The 15,308-nt window shown below is 52.3% G+C and carries 21 protein-coding genes; 11 read left to right on the top strand and 10 right to left on the bottom strand.

The features are described 5' to 3' along the window. Positions 1–2: 2 nt before the first annotated feature. The 3 genes from IB222_RS02580 to rplU form a co-directional block, all read right to left on the bottom strand. On the bottom strand, positions 3–968 hold the full coding sequence (locus tag IB222_RS02580) for a DMT family transporter (protein WP_003844844.1): 966 nt from the start codon (positions 966–968) through the stop codon (positions 3–5). A 125-nt stretch (positions 969–1,093) separates the two neighbouring features. Then, positions 1,094–1,351, bottom strand: a complete 258-nt coding sequence (gene rpmA / locus IB222_RS02575) for a 50S ribosomal protein L27 (RefSeq protein WP_003025030.1) — start codon at positions 1,349–1,351, stop codon at positions 1,094–1,096. Positions 1,352–1,370: 19 nt separating this feature from the next. Beyond that, complete coding sequence (gene rplU / locus IB222_RS02570; protein WP_003025032.1) at positions 1,371–1,682, bottom strand: 50S ribosomal protein L21; 312 nt, start codon at positions 1,680–1,682, stop codon at positions 1,371–1,373. A 258-nt stretch (positions 1,683–1,940) separates the two neighbouring features. Between rplU and ispB the strand changes: the two genes are divergently transcribed. Beyond that, positions 1,941–2,912 (top strand): octaprenyl diphosphate synthase, encoded by a 972-nt coding sequence (gene ispB / locus IB222_RS02565; RefSeq protein WP_079938266.1) that lies wholly within the window; start codon positions 1,941–1,943, stop codon positions 2,910–2,912. 221 nt (positions 2,913–3,133) lie between these two features. Further along, complete coding sequence (gene sfsB / locus IB222_RS02560) at positions 3,134–3,418, top strand: DNA-binding transcriptional regulator SfsB (protein ID WP_063941611.1); 285 nt, start codon at positions 3,134–3,136, stop codon at positions 3,416–3,418. A gap of 56 nt (positions 3,419–3,474) precedes the next feature. Here the strand turns inward: sfsB and murA are convergent, their stop codons facing one another. The 7 genes from murA to mlaF all read right to left on the bottom strand — a co-directional run bounded on the left by murA (position 3,475) and on the right by mlaF (position 8,323). Beyond that, on the bottom strand, positions 3,475–4,734 hold the full coding sequence (gene murA / locus IB222_RS02555) for a UDP-N-acetylglucosamine 1-carboxyvinyltransferase (RefSeq protein WP_087052964.1): 1,260 nt from the start codon (positions 4,732–4,734) through the stop codon (positions 3,475–3,477). 53 nt (positions 4,735–4,787) lie between these two features. Then, complete coding sequence (gene ibaG / locus IB222_RS02550) at positions 4,788–5,042, bottom strand: BolA family iron metabolism protein IbaG (RefSeq protein WP_003025040.1); 255 nt, start codon at positions 5,040–5,042, stop codon at positions 4,788–4,790. Positions 5,043–5,211: 169 nt separating this feature from the next. Next, entirely contained in the window at positions 5,212–5,505 is a 294-nt protein-coding gene (mlaB, locus tag IB222_RS02545; RefSeq protein WP_003025045.1) for a lipid asymmetry maintenance protein MlaB, read from the bottom strand. After that, positions 5,505–6,140, bottom strand: a complete 636-nt coding sequence (gene mlaC, locus IB222_RS02540; protein ID WP_003025047.1) for a phospholipid-binding protein MlaC — start codon at positions 6,138–6,140, stop codon at positions 5,505–5,507. Before mlaC ends, mlaB begins: the two co-directional genes overlap by 1 nt. A gap of 18 nt (positions 6,141–6,158) precedes the next feature. Next, the gene (gene mlaD / locus IB222_RS02535) at positions 6,159–6,716 is read right to left on the bottom strand and encodes an outer membrane lipid asymmetry maintenance protein MlaD (RefSeq protein WP_003828747.1); all 558 of its coding nucleotides are present in this window, start codon (positions 6,714–6,716) and stop codon (positions 6,159–6,161) included. A 4-nt stretch (positions 6,717–6,720) separates the two neighbouring features. Further along, positions 6,721–7,503 (bottom strand): lipid asymmetry maintenance ABC transporter permease subunit MlaE, encoded by a 783-nt coding sequence (mlaE, locus tag IB222_RS02530; protein WP_003025053.1) that lies wholly within the window; start codon positions 7,501–7,503, stop codon positions 6,721–6,723. 7 nt (positions 7,504–7,510) lie between these two features. Further along, positions 7,511–8,323 carry a phospholipid ABC transporter ATP-binding protein MlaF gene (gene mlaF / locus IB222_RS02525; protein WP_003828749.1) on the bottom strand — a complete coding sequence of 271 codons (813 nt, stop codon included), beginning with the start codon at positions 8,321–8,323 and terminating at the stop codon, positions 7,511–7,513. Positions 8,324–8,538: 215 nt separating this feature from the next. Between mlaF and IB222_RS02520 the strand changes: the two genes are divergently transcribed. The 9 genes from IB222_RS02520 to ptsN all read left to right on the top strand — a co-directional run bounded on the left by IB222_RS02520 (position 8,539) and on the right by ptsN (position 15,289). Next, complete coding sequence (locus tag IB222_RS02520) at positions 8,539–9,516, top strand: calcium/sodium antiporter (protein WP_003828751.1); 978 nt, start codon at positions 8,539–8,541, stop codon at positions 9,514–9,516. Between the two features lie 13 nt (positions 9,517–9,529). After that, positions 9,530–10,516, top strand: a complete 987-nt coding sequence (gene kdsD / locus IB222_RS02515) for an arabinose-5-phosphate isomerase KdsD (RefSeq protein WP_126317342.1) — start codon at positions 9,530–9,532, stop codon at positions 10,514–10,516. A 20-nt stretch (positions 10,517–10,536) separates the two neighbouring features. Further along, positions 10,537–11,103, top strand: a complete 567-nt coding sequence (kdsC, locus tag IB222_RS02510) for a 3-deoxy-manno-octulosonate-8-phosphatase KdsC (RefSeq protein ID WP_149384980.1) — start codon at positions 10,537–10,539, stop codon at positions 11,101–11,103. Beyond that, on the top strand, positions 11,100–11,675 hold the full coding sequence (gene lptC / locus IB222_RS02505) for an LPS export ABC transporter periplasmic protein LptC (protein ID WP_003828757.1): 576 nt from the start codon (positions 11,100–11,102) through the stop codon (positions 11,673–11,675). The genes kdsC and lptC overlap by 4 nt, the downstream gene beginning before the upstream one ends. Further along, entirely contained in the window at positions 11,644–12,192 is a 549-nt protein-coding gene (lptA, locus tag IB222_RS02500) for a lipopolysaccharide ABC transporter substrate-binding protein LptA (protein ID WP_003828759.1), read from the top strand. Before lptC ends, lptA begins: the two co-directional genes overlap by 32 nt. Before the next feature lie 6 nt (positions 12,193–12,198). Beyond that, a complete protein-coding gene (lptB, locus tag IB222_RS02495; RefSeq protein WP_003828761.1) occupies positions 12,199–12,924 on the top strand; it encodes an LPS export ABC transporter ATP-binding protein in 726 nt (241 codons plus the stop codon). A gap of 46 nt (positions 12,925–12,970) precedes the next feature. Further along, entirely contained in the window at positions 12,971–14,404 is a 1,434-nt protein-coding gene (gene rpoN, locus IB222_RS02490; RefSeq protein ID WP_032934192.1) for an RNA polymerase factor sigma-54, read from the top strand. A 22-nt stretch (positions 14,405–14,426) separates the two neighbouring features. After that, positions 14,427–14,714 (top strand): ribosome hibernation promoting factor, encoded by a 288-nt coding sequence (hpf, locus tag IB222_RS02485; protein ID WP_003025078.1) that lies wholly within the window; start codon positions 14,427–14,429, stop codon positions 14,712–14,714. Between the two features lie 83 nt (positions 14,715–14,797). After that, a complete protein-coding gene (ptsN, locus tag IB222_RS02480) occupies positions 14,798–15,289 on the top strand; it encodes a PTS IIA-like nitrogen regulatory protein PtsN (RefSeq protein ID WP_003025083.1) in 492 nt (163 codons plus the stop codon). The last annotated feature ends 19 nt before the right edge of the window (positions 15,290–15,308 follow it).

The raw sequence follows: 15,308 nt of genomic DNA, 5'->3' as shown, positions 1-15,308 counted from the left end.
AATCATTCGCCTGAGCGGGGTTGCGAAACCACCGTTTCATGCTTACGTAAACCGCCCCAAATTCGATGACCAATGGCGGAATACATCGCGCCCGCAACCACGATAAACGCACCGAGATAACCTAATAGGTTTAGCATCGGTCTGGCGAAGAAATCGGGCCAGGCCAGTGATAATAAATCTGAAAATAACAACGTAAACAGCGGTGTGAGCGTGATAATAGCGCTCACCTGAGCCGCCTGCCAACGCGCCATCGCTTCCGCGAGAGCGCCGTATCCTACCAGCGTATTCAGGCCGCAGAATACGAGGCATGCCAGCTGCCAGTCGCTGAGCTGCGTGATGACACCGGGTTTAGCCAGTGGCAACAACGCTATCGTACATAAAGTGTACAGTAAAAACAGGATCTGCGGTGATGCCAGGCGGCGCAATAACACCTTTTGCGCGACCCCATAGCTCACCCAGACCATCGCCGCACCGACACCAAAGATAACGCCCCAGGTGTAATCGGTGAGTCGGGTAAAAATTTCGATCAGACTGGTATTAAAAAACAGAACCAGGCCGCTCAGAAGCATAATGGCGCCAATAACCTGCGTGCCGCGCATCTTTTCTTTCAGGATAAAGACGCTGGCGATCATCATACCAACCGGTGACAGCTGGCCGATAACCTGCGAAGCCGTTGGGCTCAAATACTGCAAGGATGAACTAAACAGAATGAAGTTACCGAACAGCCCACCGGTTGCGATAGCCAGCAACACCAGCCAGCGCGCTTTGCGAAAAATACGCAGCGGAGGGAGCTTTTTTTTAACCGCAAGAATAGCGCCAAGGCCAACGCTTGCCATTAAAAAACGGTAGAACACCACGGTAGGAGGCTCCATCACCTCCAGCACTTGCTTCATTGCTATTGGCAAAGCGCCCCAACATACTGCCGTTGTGAGTGCTAACAGAATACCAATGCCTGCCTGCTGCTTCATGCCGTATTCCCTGCAAGGGCTCGTTTCCGGGTTGTCGGCGCGACGAGCGTATTTACCGGCCGTCGAATGTAAAAAGCCCCGCAACGTGTTGCGGGGCTTTTATCCGTTACCGGGACGCGAAAAACTTATTCAGCAACGATGCTGATGAATTTACGGTTTTTCGGGCCTTTCACTTCAAATTTCACTTTACCGTCTGCTTTAGCAAACAGAGTGTGGTCTTTGCCGCAACCAACGTTGGAGCCAGCGTGGAATTTAGTACCACGTTGACGAACGATGATGCTACCAGCCAGAACTGTTTCACCGCCGAAGCGTTTTACGCCCAGACGTTTAGCTTCTGAATCGCGACCGTTACGAGTCGAGCCGCCAGCCTTTTTATGTGCCATTTAATCTGCTCCCCTTAACTTAAGCGCTGATGCCAGTGATTTTCACATCAGTGAACCACTGACGATGGCCCTGCTGCTTACGGTAGTGTTTACGACGACGAAACTTAACAATTTTAACTTTCTCGCCACGACCGTGAGCAACGACTTCAGCTTTGATAACGCCGCCATCAACGAAAGGAACGCCGATTTTGACTTCTTCACCGTTTGCGATCATCAGAACTTCTGCGAATTCAACAGATTCGCCAGTTGCGATGTCCAGCTTTTCCAGGCGAACGGTCTGACCTTCGCTTACTCGGTGTTGTTTACCACCACTTTGGAAAACCGCGTACATAAAAAACTCCGCTTCCGCGCACACCTTTTTGATGATTCAGAGTGCGCTATAAATATTCACAATAGGGCGCGAATATTACGCAAAACGCGAGCCTTTGACAAGTGCTACCGTCAATACATGAAGAAAAAAAACACAACACGTACGGTAACGTTTATCTACGGCGTTTTTTCAGTACAATCAGCATATATTTATAACCCTAAACCCGACGTTACCTTCCCACACAGTAAGGTAATCGGGGCGAGAAGCCCGGCTTTTGCGATGAATTTAGAAAAAATCAATGAGTTAACCGCGCAAGATATGGCGGGGGTCAATGCGACAATCCTTGAACAGCTCAATTCCGACGTTCAGCTGATCAATCAACTGGGGTACTACATCGTTAGCGGCGGCGGAAAACGCATTCGCCCAATGATCGCCGTCCTCGCCGCGCGGGCCGTTGGTTACCAGGAAAATGCGCACGTTACGATTGCGGCCCTCATCGAGTTTATCCACACAGCGACCCTGCTGCACGACGATGTTGTGGATGAGTCAGACATGCGCCGTGGGAAAGCTACGGCAAATGCGGCGTTTGGTAATGCGGCCAGCGTGCTGGTTGGCGATTTTATCTATACCCGCGCATTTCAGATGATGACCAGCCTTGGCTCGTTGAAAGTGCTGGAAGTCATGTCGAAAGCGGTCAACGTCATCGCCGAAGGTGAAGTCTTGCAGTTGATGAACGTCAACGACCCGGACATCACCGAAGAAAACTATATGCGCGTCATCTACAGTAAGACCGCGCGTTTGTTTGAAGCGGCAGCCCAATGTTCAGGTATTCTGGCTGGCTGTAGCGAAGAACAAGAAAAAGGGTTGCAGGATTATGGCCGTTATCTCGGTACCGCTTTCCAGTTAATTGACGATTTGCTGGATTACAGCGCAGATGGCGAGCAGCTGGGTAAAAACGTCGGTGATGACCTCAATGAGGGTAAACCAACACTGCCACTGCTGCATGCCATGCGCCACGGCACCCCAGAACAAGCGCAAATGATTCGCCACGCCATTGAGCAAGGTAATGGTCGTCACCTTCTGGAGCCGGTTCTGGAAGCAATGAACGCCTGCGGCTCCCTGGAGTGGACTCGCCAACGTGCAGAAGAAGAGGCTGATAAGGCTATCGCTGCGCTGCAGGTGCTGCCTGATACGCCGTGGAGAGAAGCGCTGATTGGTCTGGCACATATCGCCGTACAGCGCGACCGTTAATTCCCTACTGCATCCTCTCTCATCCCGTGCCCTGCACGGGATTTTCTTATAAGCTCCAGTAAGCATTTCCTCCTCTCCAGAAAATCACGCACAATCTTGGCATATTCTGAATATACACACACTTTACATGAACATTTTAGAACATTCGTTCTTCGGGCGTTATAGTGTCGCCACAACCGATCGTGGAACCGTAAGTCGTTAACCAAAGGAGAGATGAATTTATGGAAAGCAAGCTGATTGACTGGCATCCGGCCGACATCATCGCCGGACTGCGCAAGAAAGGGACCTCAATGGCCGCTGAATCACGTAAAAATGGATTGAGTTCATCAACGCTGGCAAATGCGTTAACGAGACCATGGCCAAAAGGTGAGTTGATAATCGCCCAGGCGCTGGGAACTGACCCCTGGGTAATTTGGCCGTCACGCTATCACGATGCCAAAACGCATGAGTTCATCGACAGAACGCGGATGATGAGGAGTCGCAAAGAGAAAAAGAATCCGGAATGAACATTGAGCTGTAACCCCCGGCCAACTGAACTGGGGGTTACAAGAGACGTTGACGATTACTCGCCTTTCACGCGCTCAATGTTTGCGCCCAGCGCACGCAGTTTATCTTCGATGCGCTCATAGCCGCGATCGATGTGATAAATACGGTCGACTACCGTCGTACCTTCAGCAATACAGCCTGCCAGCACCAGGCTTGCAGATGCGCGCAGATCGGTCGCCATAACCTGTGCACCAGAGAGCGTTTCCACGCCGTGGCAAATCACGGTATTGCTTTCGATTTCTGCGTGAGCACCCATACGGCTCAGCTCAGGCACGTGCATAAAGCGGTTCTCAAACACGGTTTCCGTGATGAAGCCGGTCCCTTCTGCTACCAGGTTCAGCAATGTAAACTGGGCCTGCATATCGGTAGGGAACGCCGGATGCGGCGCAGTACGCACATTGACCGCTTTCGGACGTTTGCCGTGCATGTCGAGGCTAATCCAGTCCTCGCCGACTTCGATATCCGCACCCGCATCACGCAGCTTCGCCAGAACGGCATCCAGCGTGTCCGGCTGTGCATTACGGCAGATAATTTTGCCACGAGAAATTGCCGCCGCCACCAGGAAGGTACCGGTTTCGATGCGGTCTGGCAGAACGCGATAAACACCGCCGCCGAGACGCTCAACGCCTTCGATGGTAATACGATCGGTGCCCTGACCCGTGATCTTCGCGCCCAGCGCAATCAGGAAGTTCGCGGTATCCACGATCTCCGGCTCGCGCGCGGCGTTTTCGATGATGGTGGTGCCTTCGGCAAGCGTTGCTGCGCACATGATGGTGACCGTCGCGCCGACGCTCACTTTGTCCATGACGATATGCGCGCCTTTCAGACGACCATCAACGGACGCCTTCACATAGCCTTCTTCCAGCTTGATAGTCGCGCCTAACTGCTCCAGACCGGTAATGTGCAGGTCAACCGGACGCGCGCCGATGGTGCAGCCGCCCGGCAGTGAAACCTGGCCCTGACCAAAGCGGGCAACCAGCGGCCCGAGCGCCCAGATGGACGCACGCATGGTTTTCACCAGATCGTACGGCGCACAGAAGACGTTCACATCACGCGCATCAATGTGCACGGAACCATTACGCTCAACTTTCGCACCCAGCTGGCTCAGCAGCTTCATCGAGGTGTCAACGTCCTTCAGTTTCGGGACGTTTTGGATCTCTACAGGTTCTTCAGCCAGCAGCGCCGCAAACAGGATCGGCAGTGCGGCATTTTTAGCGCCTGAAATTGTGACTTCGCCCTGGAGCTTGGTTGGCCCCTGAACACGAAATTTATCCATTATTCTGTTCTCTGTTAAGAATTTATCTTCGCTACCGGCACATCACCCGTAGCTCAAAAACCGTTAAGTTTGCGATCGCGCGCCCATTCCGCTGGGGTAAACGCCTTAATCGACACGGCATGAATGCGGTTGTCCGCAATGTACTCCATCAACGGGCCATAGACCGATTGCTGCTTCTTGACCCGGCTCATGCCTTCAAACATCTCACCCACGGCAATAACCTGAAAGTGACTGCCGTCGCCAGAAACGTGGACTTCCTGGAGGGAGAGTGCATTCATCAGCACGCTCTGAATTTCATTATTTTCCATGGGCTCTTCATTCGTCAGATAGTGAAAACAGCCCAACATCTTAGAGCAAAGTGGCGCTGTCATAAATAAGCAAAAAGCCTCGCTGATAAATCAGACAAGGCTTTAGTAGCAGATCCCCCTCAGGGGTTTTGCCGGATAGTGGCACAAGACCTTATCCGGCCTGGAAAAATTAACGCGGAAGGACGTCGTCAGGCAAATTGTAAAGCTGCGCCAGCGTGTACACTTTATCGTTCACGCCAGTGAGCGAAACGCTGTTTCCCTGCTGCTTGCCCTGATTAATCAGATGCAACAGTAACGCCAAACCGCCGGTATCTACCCGGGATACCTGGTTCAGGTCGATGCAGGATACCCCTTTCATCGCCTCAATTCGCGCATCCCATAAGGGATTTAACACGTCCTGATCCAGCTCTCCCACCAGCACCAGCTTGTCGCCTTCGCGCGTCCAGGTGAGTGACTGCGTCATTATTTTTTCTCTTCCAGCGTGATTTTCTGCTGAGAAATAGATTTCAGCTGCGCCGTCAGGCCATCAATACCTTTGGTACGCAGCAGGTCACTCCACTCATTTTGTTTAGTGGTGATCATACTTACGCCTTCGGCGATCATGTCATACGCCTGCCAGTTACCGGTCTGGGAGTTTTTACGCCACTGGAAATCCAGACGTACCGGAGGACGACCGTTTGGATCGATGATGGTTACGCGGATAGGTACGATGGTCGCATCACCCAGCGGCTGTTCAGGGGCAATCTGATAGGTCTGGCCGTGGTACATCGCCAGGGCCTGGCCGTAAGCCTGCTTCAGATATTCACGGAATGCGGCAAAATAGGCTTCACGTTGGGCAGGAGTCGCATCTTTGTAGTAACGGCCCAGCACCAGCGCACCGGCATACTTAACCTGCACATAAGGCAGCAGTTCCTGATCGACGACCTGACGCAGGTAATCGGGGTTGGAACGGATTTTTGGTTGCTCGTTTTTCAGACGGTCAAAGGTCTTCTGCGCCGCCTCATCCATCAGTTTGTACGGGTTAGTCTGGTCTGCTGCGGTTGCCGCGCTAAGTGGAGCAATCACCAGCATAGCCACCATCATCAATCGTTTAAACATACGTCGATTCTCCTGAGATTATTTCGTTGCGCCCGCAGGCGTAGTGGCTTCATTATTGCCGTCAGTTGCGGCTGGCGCATCGCCAGAATTCTTATTGTCATCACCTTTACTGTTGCTGTTGTAAAGGAACTGACCAATCATATCTTCCAGCACCATCGCGGATTTCGTGTCCTGAATCGTACCGCCATCTTTGAGGATAGACGTTCCCAGCTCAGGATCTTCAAAACCCACGTTCAATGCCAGATACTGTTCGCCCAGCAGACCGGAAGTACGGATGCTCAGAGAACTGGTGTCAGGAATATGGTTAAAACGCGATTCGATTTCCAGCGTCACGCGCGGCAGGTACGTTTTCGGATCTAACGAGATGTCCGATACGCGTCCAACTACCACCCCGCCAATCCGCACCGGAGAACGCTCTCTCAGGCCGCCGATATTATCAAAGGTCGCATAAATCGTGTAAGTCGGCTCAGTACGCATTGAGGTGACGTTCGCTGCCTTCAGGCACACAAACAGCGCTGCCAGCAGCGCAACCAGCAAGAATAACCCGACCCAAATTTCATTTTTTTTCGTTTGCATGAACTCAATTCCCAAACATCAGTGCGGTCAGCACAAAATCCAGCCCCAGAACGGCAAGAGAGGCGTGCACAACGGTGCGTGTCGTTGCCCGGCTAATCCCGGCAGAGGTCGGGATCGCATCATAACCATTGAACAATGCAATCCATGTGACCGTAATGGCGAACACCACGCTCTTAATCAGACAGTTGACCAGGTCCAGACGCCAGTCGACGGCATTTTGCATAGCCGACCAGAAAAAGCCCGCATCAATACCCTTCCAGCTTACGCCAACCAGTGAACCACCCCAGATCCCGACTGCGACAAAAATAATCGTCAGCAGCGGCAATGAAATAACACCGGCCCAAAAACGTGGGGAAATCACCCGGCGCAGTGGATCGACGGCCATCATTTCCAGACTGGAAAGCTGTTCGGTCGCCCGCATCAGGCCAATTTCTGCGGTTAAGGCCGACCCGGCCCGCCCGGCAAACAGCAGCGCCGCAACAACCGGTCCCAGCTCACGTAACAATGACAGTGCCACCAGCATACCGAGGCTGGTTTCCGCGCTGTAAGTCGTCAGCACCAGGTATCCCTGCAACCCCAGCACCATACCGATGAACACGCCAGAAACAATAATGATCAGCATCGATAAGACACCGACATTATAGAGCTGGCGTATCAGCAGCGGCGCATGTTTGCGAAACTCCGGCTTGCCGACAACCGCATTGAACAACATTAATCCGGCTCGCCCGAACGTCCTGAGGGTTTTTATTCCCCGATGTCCGAGTGATGCCAGCGCATTTAACAACATGGGTGGCTTAACTCCCTGTTTTGAGTAAATCGATGTGGTAGTCGCCCGCCGGGTAACGGAACGGAACCGGTCCATCGGCAATGCCGTCAAGGAACTGGCGTACGCGCGGATCGGCATTTTCTTGTAGCGCCTGAGCACTACCGTAGGCCACTATTTTTTTGTCCGCCATTATATAGGCGTAATCCGCAATACTCAGTACCTCAGGCACATCATGGGATACCACCACACAGGTGACGCCCAGCGCGCTGTTCAGTTCTGAAATCAGCTTCACCAGAACGCCCATGGTGATGGGATCCTGGCCGACGAACGGCTCATCAAACATGATGAGGTCTGGCTCCAGCGCGATAGCACGTGCTAACGCGGCGCGACGCGCCATCCCACCGGATAATTCAGAAGGCATTAATTTGGCCGCACCCCGCAGGCCGACGGCCTCGAGCTTCATCATCACCGTGCTCTTCAGCAACGGCGCTGGCAACGTCGTATGCTCGCGCAGAGGGTACGCGACGTTGTCAAAAACATTCATGTCGGTAAATAGCGCACCAGACTGAAACAGCATACTCATGCGCTTACGCACGGTAAATAAACGCGAACGGGACATGGCCGGGACGTTCTCACCGTCAAACAGGATCTCGCCCTTATCCGGGGGGATCTGTCCGCCAATCAGACGCAACAGCGTCGTTTTGCCGATGCCTGATGGCCCCATGATTGCCGTCACCTTACCGCGCGGTACCGTCAGGGAAATATTATCAAAGATGCAGCGGTCACCCCGGGAAAAGCTGACATCGCGCATATCGACTAGATTCGCCACAGACTGCCCCATTGATTCATCCTTTACTATTGCCTCGTTGATCGAAGAGTTTGGCGCTCAATTTAGCCCTGAACCCAACATATTTACAGATTATTGCCTGTCCTGGTTAGCGAAAGCTGGCATTTGTTTTACTTTTTAGCCGCATAAAGTCAAAATTAAGACTTCGTTACGGCTTCCAGAAGATCCTTCAAGTGGACCGGCGAGTATACCTGAAGAAAGGACTTTAGATGCTTTTAGCGACGGCGCTGTTAATAATTGGTTTACTTCTGGTGGTCTACGGTGCCGACCGTCTGGTATTTGCCGCATCCATTTTATGTCGAAACTTCGGTATTCCACCCATTATCATCGGAATGACCGTGGTCAGCATGGGTACGTCGTTACCCGAGATAATTGTCTCCGTTGCCGCATCGATGAATGGGCAACTCGATCTGGCTGTCGGGACCGCCATAGGTTCTAACATCACCAACATTCTGCTTATTTTAGGCCTGTCGGCGCTGATTCATCCTTTTACCGTGCATTCTGATGTTCTGCGTCGTGAATTACCGCTAATGTTGCTGGTAAGTATTTTAGCTGCATCCGTCCTGTATGACGGACAGTTAAGCCGCAGCGACGGTTTCTTTCTTCTGCTTCTGGCCGTGCTATGGCTGCTATTCATTGTTAAAATCGCCCGTCTGGCCGAGCGACAAGGCAATGACAGCCTGACACGTGAGCAGATAGCTGAGCTACCGCGTGAAGGCGGGTTACCTGTCGCGTTTTTGTGGCTGGGCATTGCGCTGATTATTATGCCAATGGCAACACGTATGGTGGTGGATAACGCTACCGTGCTGGCGAACTATTTCGCCATGAGCGAACTTACTATCGGGCTAACAGTGGTCGCCATTGGTACCAGCCTGCCGGAGCTGGCAACAGCGATTGCGGGTCTGCGTAAAGGTGAAAACGATATTGCCGTCGGTAACATTATCGGCGCAAACATTTTTAATATCGTTATCGTCCTCGGGCTACCGGCGCTGATTACGCCGGGTGAAGTCAATCCAATGGCCTTCACCCGTGACTATAGCGTCATGCTGCTGGTGAGCGTGATTTTTGCACTACTCTGCTGGCGACGTCCGCGCCAGATTGGTCGCGGCGCAGGTGCGCTGCTGACCGGCGGTTTTATCATATGGCTGGCGATGCTGTATTGGTTATCGCCACTTCTCGTTGGATAACTGGAAACGCATTATGTCGCACTTAGAGTTGCAACCGGGTTTTGACTTTCAGCAAGCAGGCAAGGAAGTCCTGGCAATTGAACGTGAAGGCCTGGCGGAGCTTGATCAGTACATCAACCAAAATTTTACCCTCGCATGCGAGAAAATATTCAGCTGCCCGGGCAAAGTGGTGGTGATGGGAATGGGGAAATCTGGCCATATCGGGCGGAAAATGGCAGCCACATTTGCCAGCACCGGCACCCCCTCATTTTTTGTACACCCAGGCGAAGCCGCACATGGCGATCTGGGTATGGTCTCGCCGCAAGATGTGGTCATCGCCATCTCTAACTCCGGTGAATCCAATGAGATAGCGGCGCTGATCCCGGTATTAAAACGTCTTCATGTACCGCTTATCTGCATGACCGGTCGTCCTGAAAGCAGTATGGCACGTGCGGCAGATGTGCATCTGTGTGTTAAAGTGCCCAAGGAAGCTTGTCCGTTAGGCCTGGCGCCGACCAGCAGTACGACAGCAACACTGGTGATAGGCGATGCCCTGGCGGTGGCGTTATTAAAAGCGCGCGGCTTTACCGCGGAAGATTTTGCGTTGTCTCATCCCGGTGGCGCACTGGGCCGTAAGCTTTTACTGCGCGTTAACGATATTATGCATACGGGCGACGAGATCCCGCATGTGACAAAAAACGCCAGCCTGCGTGACGCCTTGCTTGAAATCACGCGTAAAAATCTCGGCATGACCGTTATTTGCGATGATGCCATGAAGATTGACGGTATTTTCACCGATGGCGATTTACGTCGTGTCTTCGATATGGGCGTTGATGTGCGCCAGTTAGGCATTGCTGATGTGATGACCCCTGGAGGTATTCGCGTGCGTCCGGGTATTCTTGCCGTCGATGCCCTGAACTTAATGCAGTCCCGCCATATCACCTCGGTAATGGTTGCTGATGGCGACCAGTTACTCGGTGTGTTACATATGCATGATCTGCTGCGTGCAGGTGTAGTGTAAGAAACTCAAGGATAACGAAAATGAGTAAAGCAGGTGCGTCGCTTGCGACCTGTTATGGACCCGTCAGCGCAGACGTTATCACCCGGGCAGAAAACATCCGTTTGCTGATCCTGGATGTGGATGGCGTACTGTCTGATGGTCTGATTTATATGGGCAACAACGGTGAAGAGCTGAAGGCTTTTAACGTCCGTGATGGTTACGGAATTCGCTGTGCGCTCACTTCCGGTATTGAGGTTGCCATTATTACCGGACGAAAGGCTAAACTTGTAGAAGATCGCTGTACCACTTTGGGGATCACCCACCTGTATCAGGGGCAGTCAGACAAACTGGTTGCCTTTGGCGATCTCCTTAGCAAACTGGCGATCGCGCCGGAGAATGTCGCCTACGTTGGCGATGATCTGATCGACTGGCCGGTGATGGCGCAAGTGGGATTGAGTGTAGCGGTGGCAGATGCCCACCCTTTGCTGATCCCGCGGGCCGATTATGTCACCCGTATTAATGGGGGACGTGGCGCTGTGCGTGAAGTCTGCGATTTATTACTCCTGGCGCAGGGCAAACTGGACGAGGCCAAAGGGCAATCGATATGAGCAAAACCAGACGTTGGGTTATCATTCTACTGTCGCTGGCTGTCCTTGTGATGATTGGTATTAATCTGGCAGACAAAGATGACACCGCTCAGGTCGTCGTCAATAACAACGAGCCAACCTATAAGAGCGAACATACTGATACCGTCGTGTATAGTCCGGAAGGCGCGCTGAGCTATCACTTGATCGCACAACACGTTGAATATTATTCGGAACAAGCGGTTTCGTGGTTTACTCAACCGGTATTAACCACGTTTGATAAGGATAAAGTACCGACCTGGACGATCAAGGCCGATAAAGCCAAATTGACCAACGATCGGATGCTGTATCTGTACGGCCATGTTGAGGTTAACGCCCTGGTGCCAGACTCTCAACTACGCAGAATTACGACCGATAACGCGCAGATTAACCTGGTGACACAAGACGTCACTTCCGATGATCTGGTGACGTTGTATGGCACAACATTTAACTCCAGCGGACTGAAGATGCGCGGCAACTTACGTAGCAAGAACGCCGAGCTGATTGAAAAGGTTAGAACCTCATATGAAATCCAAAACAAACAAACTCAGCCTTAATCTTGTACTTGCCAGCTCACTTCTGGCCGCCAGCATTCCGGCATTTGCCGTCACCGGCGATACCGAGCAGCCGATTCACATTGAATCGGACCAGCAGTCCCTGGATATGCAGGGCAACGTGGTGACGTTTACTGGCAACGTGATTGTGACTCAGGGCACCATCAAAATTAACGCCGATAAAGTCGTCGTGACTCGTCCTGGTGGCGAAGACGGAAAAGAAGTGATTGACGGCTATGGCAATCCAGCAACGTTTTACCAGATGCAGGACAACGGTAAACCGGTTAAAGGCCACGCCTCTCAGATGCACTATGAACTGGCGAAAGACTTTGTCGTTCTCACCGGCAAGGCGTATCTGGAACAGCTCGATAGCAACATTACGGGCGATAAGATCACTTATCTGGTAAAAGAGCAGAAAATGCAGGCCTTCAGCGATAAAGGCAAACGCGTCACCACCGTTCTGGTTCCGTCGCAGTTGCAGGACAAAAACAAGGCTCCGGCAGAGAAAAAAGGTAACTGATTCGTTATGGCAACATTAACTGCAAAGAACCTTGCAAAAGCCTATAAAGGCCGTCGTGTGGTTGAAGATGTCAGTCTGACCGTCAACTCCGGGGAGATCGTCGGTCTGCTCGGTCCTAACGGTGCAGGCAAGACAACAACCTTTTACATGGTAGTCGGCATTGTCCCGCGCGATGCGGGTAACATTATCATTGATGACGAAGACATCAGTCTGCTGCCTCTGCATGCGCGCGCGCGTCGCGGCATCGGCTACTTACCGCAGGAAGCATCGATTTTCCGTCGCCTGAGCGTGTTTGATAACCTGATGGCGGTGCTGCAAATTCGTGACGATCTGACCAGCGAGCAGCGGGAAGATCGCGCTAACGAGCTGATGGAAGAATTCCACATCGAGCACCTGCGCGACAGCTTAGGTCAGTCGCTCTCCGGTGGTGAACGACGCCGCGTGGAGATCGCTCGCGCACTGGCCGCCAATCCGAAATTTATCCTGCTGGATGAACCGTTTGCCGGTGTTGACCCGATTTCTGTTATTGATATTAAACGGATCATCGAACACCTGCGCGACAGCGGCCTTGGCGTGCTGATTACCGACCACAACGTCCGCGAAACGCTGGCAGTGTGTGAGCGCGCCTATATCGTAAGTCAGGGGCACCTGATCGCGCACGGCACGCCAACAGAAATACTGCAGGATGAGCACGTTAAGCGCGTATACCTTGGGGAAGACTTCAGACTCTGATAGGGTAGAAGACTTCACGTCACTGCAGGAGAAAACAACTCTGAACATGAAGCAAGGTTTGCAACTCAGGCTTAGCCAACAACTGGCGATGACGCCTCAGCTACAACAGGCTATCCGTCTGTTGCAGTTGTCCACGCTGGAACTTCAGCAAGAACTTCAGCAAGCGCTGGAAAGTAACCCACTGCTCGAGCAAACCGATCTTCACGACGAAATTGATACCCAGGAAAAACAGGACAGCGAAACCCTCGACACCGCAGATGCACTCGAACAAAAAGAGATGCCTGAGGAGTTGCCGCTTGACGCCAGTTGGGATGAAATTTACACCGCCGGGACGCCTTCGGGCACCAGCGGAGATTACATCGACGACGAACTGCCTGTCTATCAGGGTGAGACCACGCAATCACTACAGGATTACCTGATGTGGCAAGTGGAACTGACCCCGTTCTCGGATACCGATCGCGCCATTGCGACATCCATTGTGGATGCGGTAGACGAAACCGGTTATCTCACCGTGACACTGGACGATATTCTCGAAAGCATGGGCGATGACGACGTCGGTATGGACGAAATCGAAGCCGTGCTTAAACGCGTTCAGCGCTTTGATCCCGTTGGCGTGGCCGCCAAAGATCTCCGTGACTGCTTACTGATCCAACTTTCGCAGTTTGATAAAGCCACACCGTGGCTGGATGAAGCGCGCCTGATCATCAGCGATCATCTCGATCTGTTAGCCAACCATGACTTCCGCACGCTGATGCGCGTGACCCGACTGAAAGAAGACGTGCTGAAAGAAGCCGTCAACCTCATCCAGTCGCTTGATCCCCGCCCAGGACAGTCGATCCAGACTGGCGAACCAGAATACGTCATTCCGGATGTGCTGGTGCGTAAGCATAACGATCGCTGGGTGGTCGAACTCAACGGCGACAGCATTCCGCGCTTACAGATTAACCAGCACTACGCCGCGATGTGCAATAGCGCGCGCAACGATGCCGACAGCCAGTTTATTCGTAGCAATCTGCAGGATGCGAAGTGGCTGATTAAAAGCCTGGAAAGCCGCAATGATACGTTGCTGCGGGTCAGTCGCTGCATCGTTGAGCAGCAGCAAGCTTTCTTTGAACAAGGCGAAGAGTATATGAAACCGATGGTACTGGCGGATATCGCCCAGGCCGTCGAGATGCACGAATCGACCATTTCCCGTGTGACCACGCAAAAGTATCTGCACAGTCCGCGCGGCATTTTTGAATTGAAGTATTTCTTTTCCAGTCACGTTAACACTGAAGGCGGAGGTGAAGCCTCATCCACAGCTATCCGTGCGCTGGTGAAGAAATTAATTGCTGCGGAAAACCCCGCGAAACCGCTGAGTGACAGCAAGTTAACCTCTATGCTGTCAGAACAGGGTATCATGGTGGCGCGCCGCACTGTTGCGAAGTACCGAGAGTCTTTATCCATTCCGCCGTCTAACCAGCGCAAACAGCTGGTCTGACCCAACCGATAAGGAAGACACTATGCAGCTCAACATCACTGGAAACAACGTCGAAATCACCGAAGCCCTGCGCGATTTTGTGAATACAAAATTTGCCAAGCTCGAACAATATTTCGACCGGATTAATCAGGTCTATATTGTGTTGAAAGTGGAGAAGGTTACACATATCTCGGATGCAACACTGCATGTGAACGGTGGCGAAATTCATGCCAGCGCGGAAGGTCAGGATATGTACGCCGCCATTGACGGTTTAATTGATAAACTGGCTCGGCAGTTAACAAAACATAAAGATAAACTGAAACAGCACTAACTTGTCCGGGCAGTTAGCGGGTGCAGGACGGCCTGTTGTGTAGCACAACGGGCCATTTGTACAGTTAGCGCTTAGGTGAAATTATGACAAATAACGATACGACTCTACAACTGAGCACTGTTCTTAACCAGGAATGTACACGCGCAGGCGTTCACTGCCAAAGCAAGAAACGCGCACTGGAAATCATCAGCGAACTTGCGGCAAAACAGCTTAGCTTGCCTTCTCAGGTGGTATTTGAAGCCATTCTGACGCGTGAAAAAATGGGCAGTACCGGCATCGGTAATGGTATTGCTATCCCGCACGGAAAGCTGGAAGAAGACACGATGCGCGCGGTTGGTGTGTTTGTTCAACTCGAAACACCCATCGCCTTCGACGCCATTGATAATCAACCTGTCGATCTGCTTTTCGCCCTGCTGGTCCCGGCAGACCAAACCAAGACGCATTTGCATACGTTGTCACTGGTCGCAAAACGTCTGGCAGATAAAACCATCTGTCGTCGTCTGCGCGCCGCGCAAAGTGACCAGGAGTTGTATCAAATCATCACGGACACCGAAGGTGGACAGGATGAGGCATAACAACCCAATGGCATCCTTT

The sequence above is a fragment of the Citrobacter sp. C13 genome, assembly GCF_014596815.2.
GTDB lineage: Bacteria > Pseudomonadota > Gammaproteobacteria > Enterobacterales > Enterobacteriaceae > Citrobacter > Citrobacter portucalensis.
This window is presented reverse-complemented; position numbering and strand designations above follow the sequence as displayed.

Coding starts and splice junctions, on each gene's coding strand:
- IB222_RS02580 (WP_003844844.1), bottom strand. CDS start 968: ATGAAGCAGCAGGCAGGCATTGGTATTCTGTTAGCACTCACAACGGCA.
- rpmA (WP_003025030.1), bottom strand. CDS start 1,351: ATGGCACATAAAAAGGCTGGCGGCTCGACTCGTAACGGTCGCGATTCA.
- rplU (WP_003025032.1), bottom strand. CDS start 1,682: ATGTACGCGGTTTTCCAAAGTGGTGGTAAACAACACCGAGTAAGCGAA.
- ispB (WP_079938266.1), top strand. CDS start 1,941: ATGAATTTAGAAAAAATCAATGAGTTAACCGCGCAAGATATGGCGGGG.
- sfsB (WP_063941611.1), top strand. CDS start 3,134: ATGGAAAGCAAGCTGATTGACTGGCATCCGGCCGACATCATCGCCGGA.
- murA (WP_087052964.1), bottom strand. CDS start 4,734: ATGGATAAATTTCGTGTTCAGGGGCCAACCAAGCTCCAGGGCGAAGTC.
- ibaG (WP_003025040.1), bottom strand. CDS start 5,042: ATGGAAAATAATGAAATTCAGAGCGTGCTGATGAATGCACTCTCCCTC.
- mlaB (WP_003025045.1), bottom strand. CDS start 5,505: ATGACGCAGTCACTCACCTGGACGCGCGAAGGCGACAAGCTGGTGCTG.
- mlaC (WP_003025047.1), bottom strand. CDS start 6,140: ATGTTTAAACGATTGATGATGGTGGCTATGCTGGTGATTGCTCCACTT.
- mlaD (WP_003828747.1), bottom strand. CDS start 6,716: ATGCAAACGAAAAAAAATGAAATTTGGGTCGGGTTATTCTTGCTGGTT.
- mlaE (WP_003025053.1), bottom strand. CDS start 7,503: ATGTTGTTAAATGCGCTGGCATCACTCGGACATCGGGGAATAAAAACC.
- mlaF (WP_003828749.1), bottom strand. CDS start 8,323: ATGGGGCAGTCTGTGGCGAATCTAGTCGATATGCGCGATGTCAGCTTT.
- IB222_RS02520 (WP_003828751.1), top strand. CDS start 8,539: ATGCTTTTAGCGACGGCGCTGTTAATAATTGGTTTACTTCTGGTGGTC.
- kdsD (WP_126317342.1), top strand. CDS start 9,530: ATGTCGCACTTAGAGTTGCAACCGGGTTTTGACTTTCAGCAAGCAGGC.
- kdsC (WP_149384980.1), top strand. CDS start 10,537: ATGAGTAAAGCAGGTGCGTCGCTTGCGACCTGTTATGGACCCGTCAGC.
- lptC (WP_003828757.1), top strand. CDS start 11,100: ATGAGCAAAACCAGACGTTGGGTTATCATTCTACTGTCGCTGGCTGTC.
- lptA (WP_003828759.1), top strand. CDS start 11,644: ATGAAATCCAAAACAAACAAACTCAGCCTTAATCTTGTACTTGCCAGC.
- lptB (WP_003828761.1), top strand. CDS start 12,199: ATGGCAACATTAACTGCAAAGAACCTTGCAAAAGCCTATAAAGGCCGT.
- rpoN (WP_032934192.1), top strand. CDS start 12,971: ATGAAGCAAGGTTTGCAACTCAGGCTTAGCCAACAACTGGCGATGACG.
- hpf (WP_003025078.1), top strand. CDS start 14,427: ATGCAGCTCAACATCACTGGAAACAACGTCGAAATCACCGAAGCCCTG.
- ptsN (WP_003025083.1), top strand. CDS start 14,798: ATGACAAATAACGATACGACTCTACAACTGAGCACTGTTCTTAACCAG.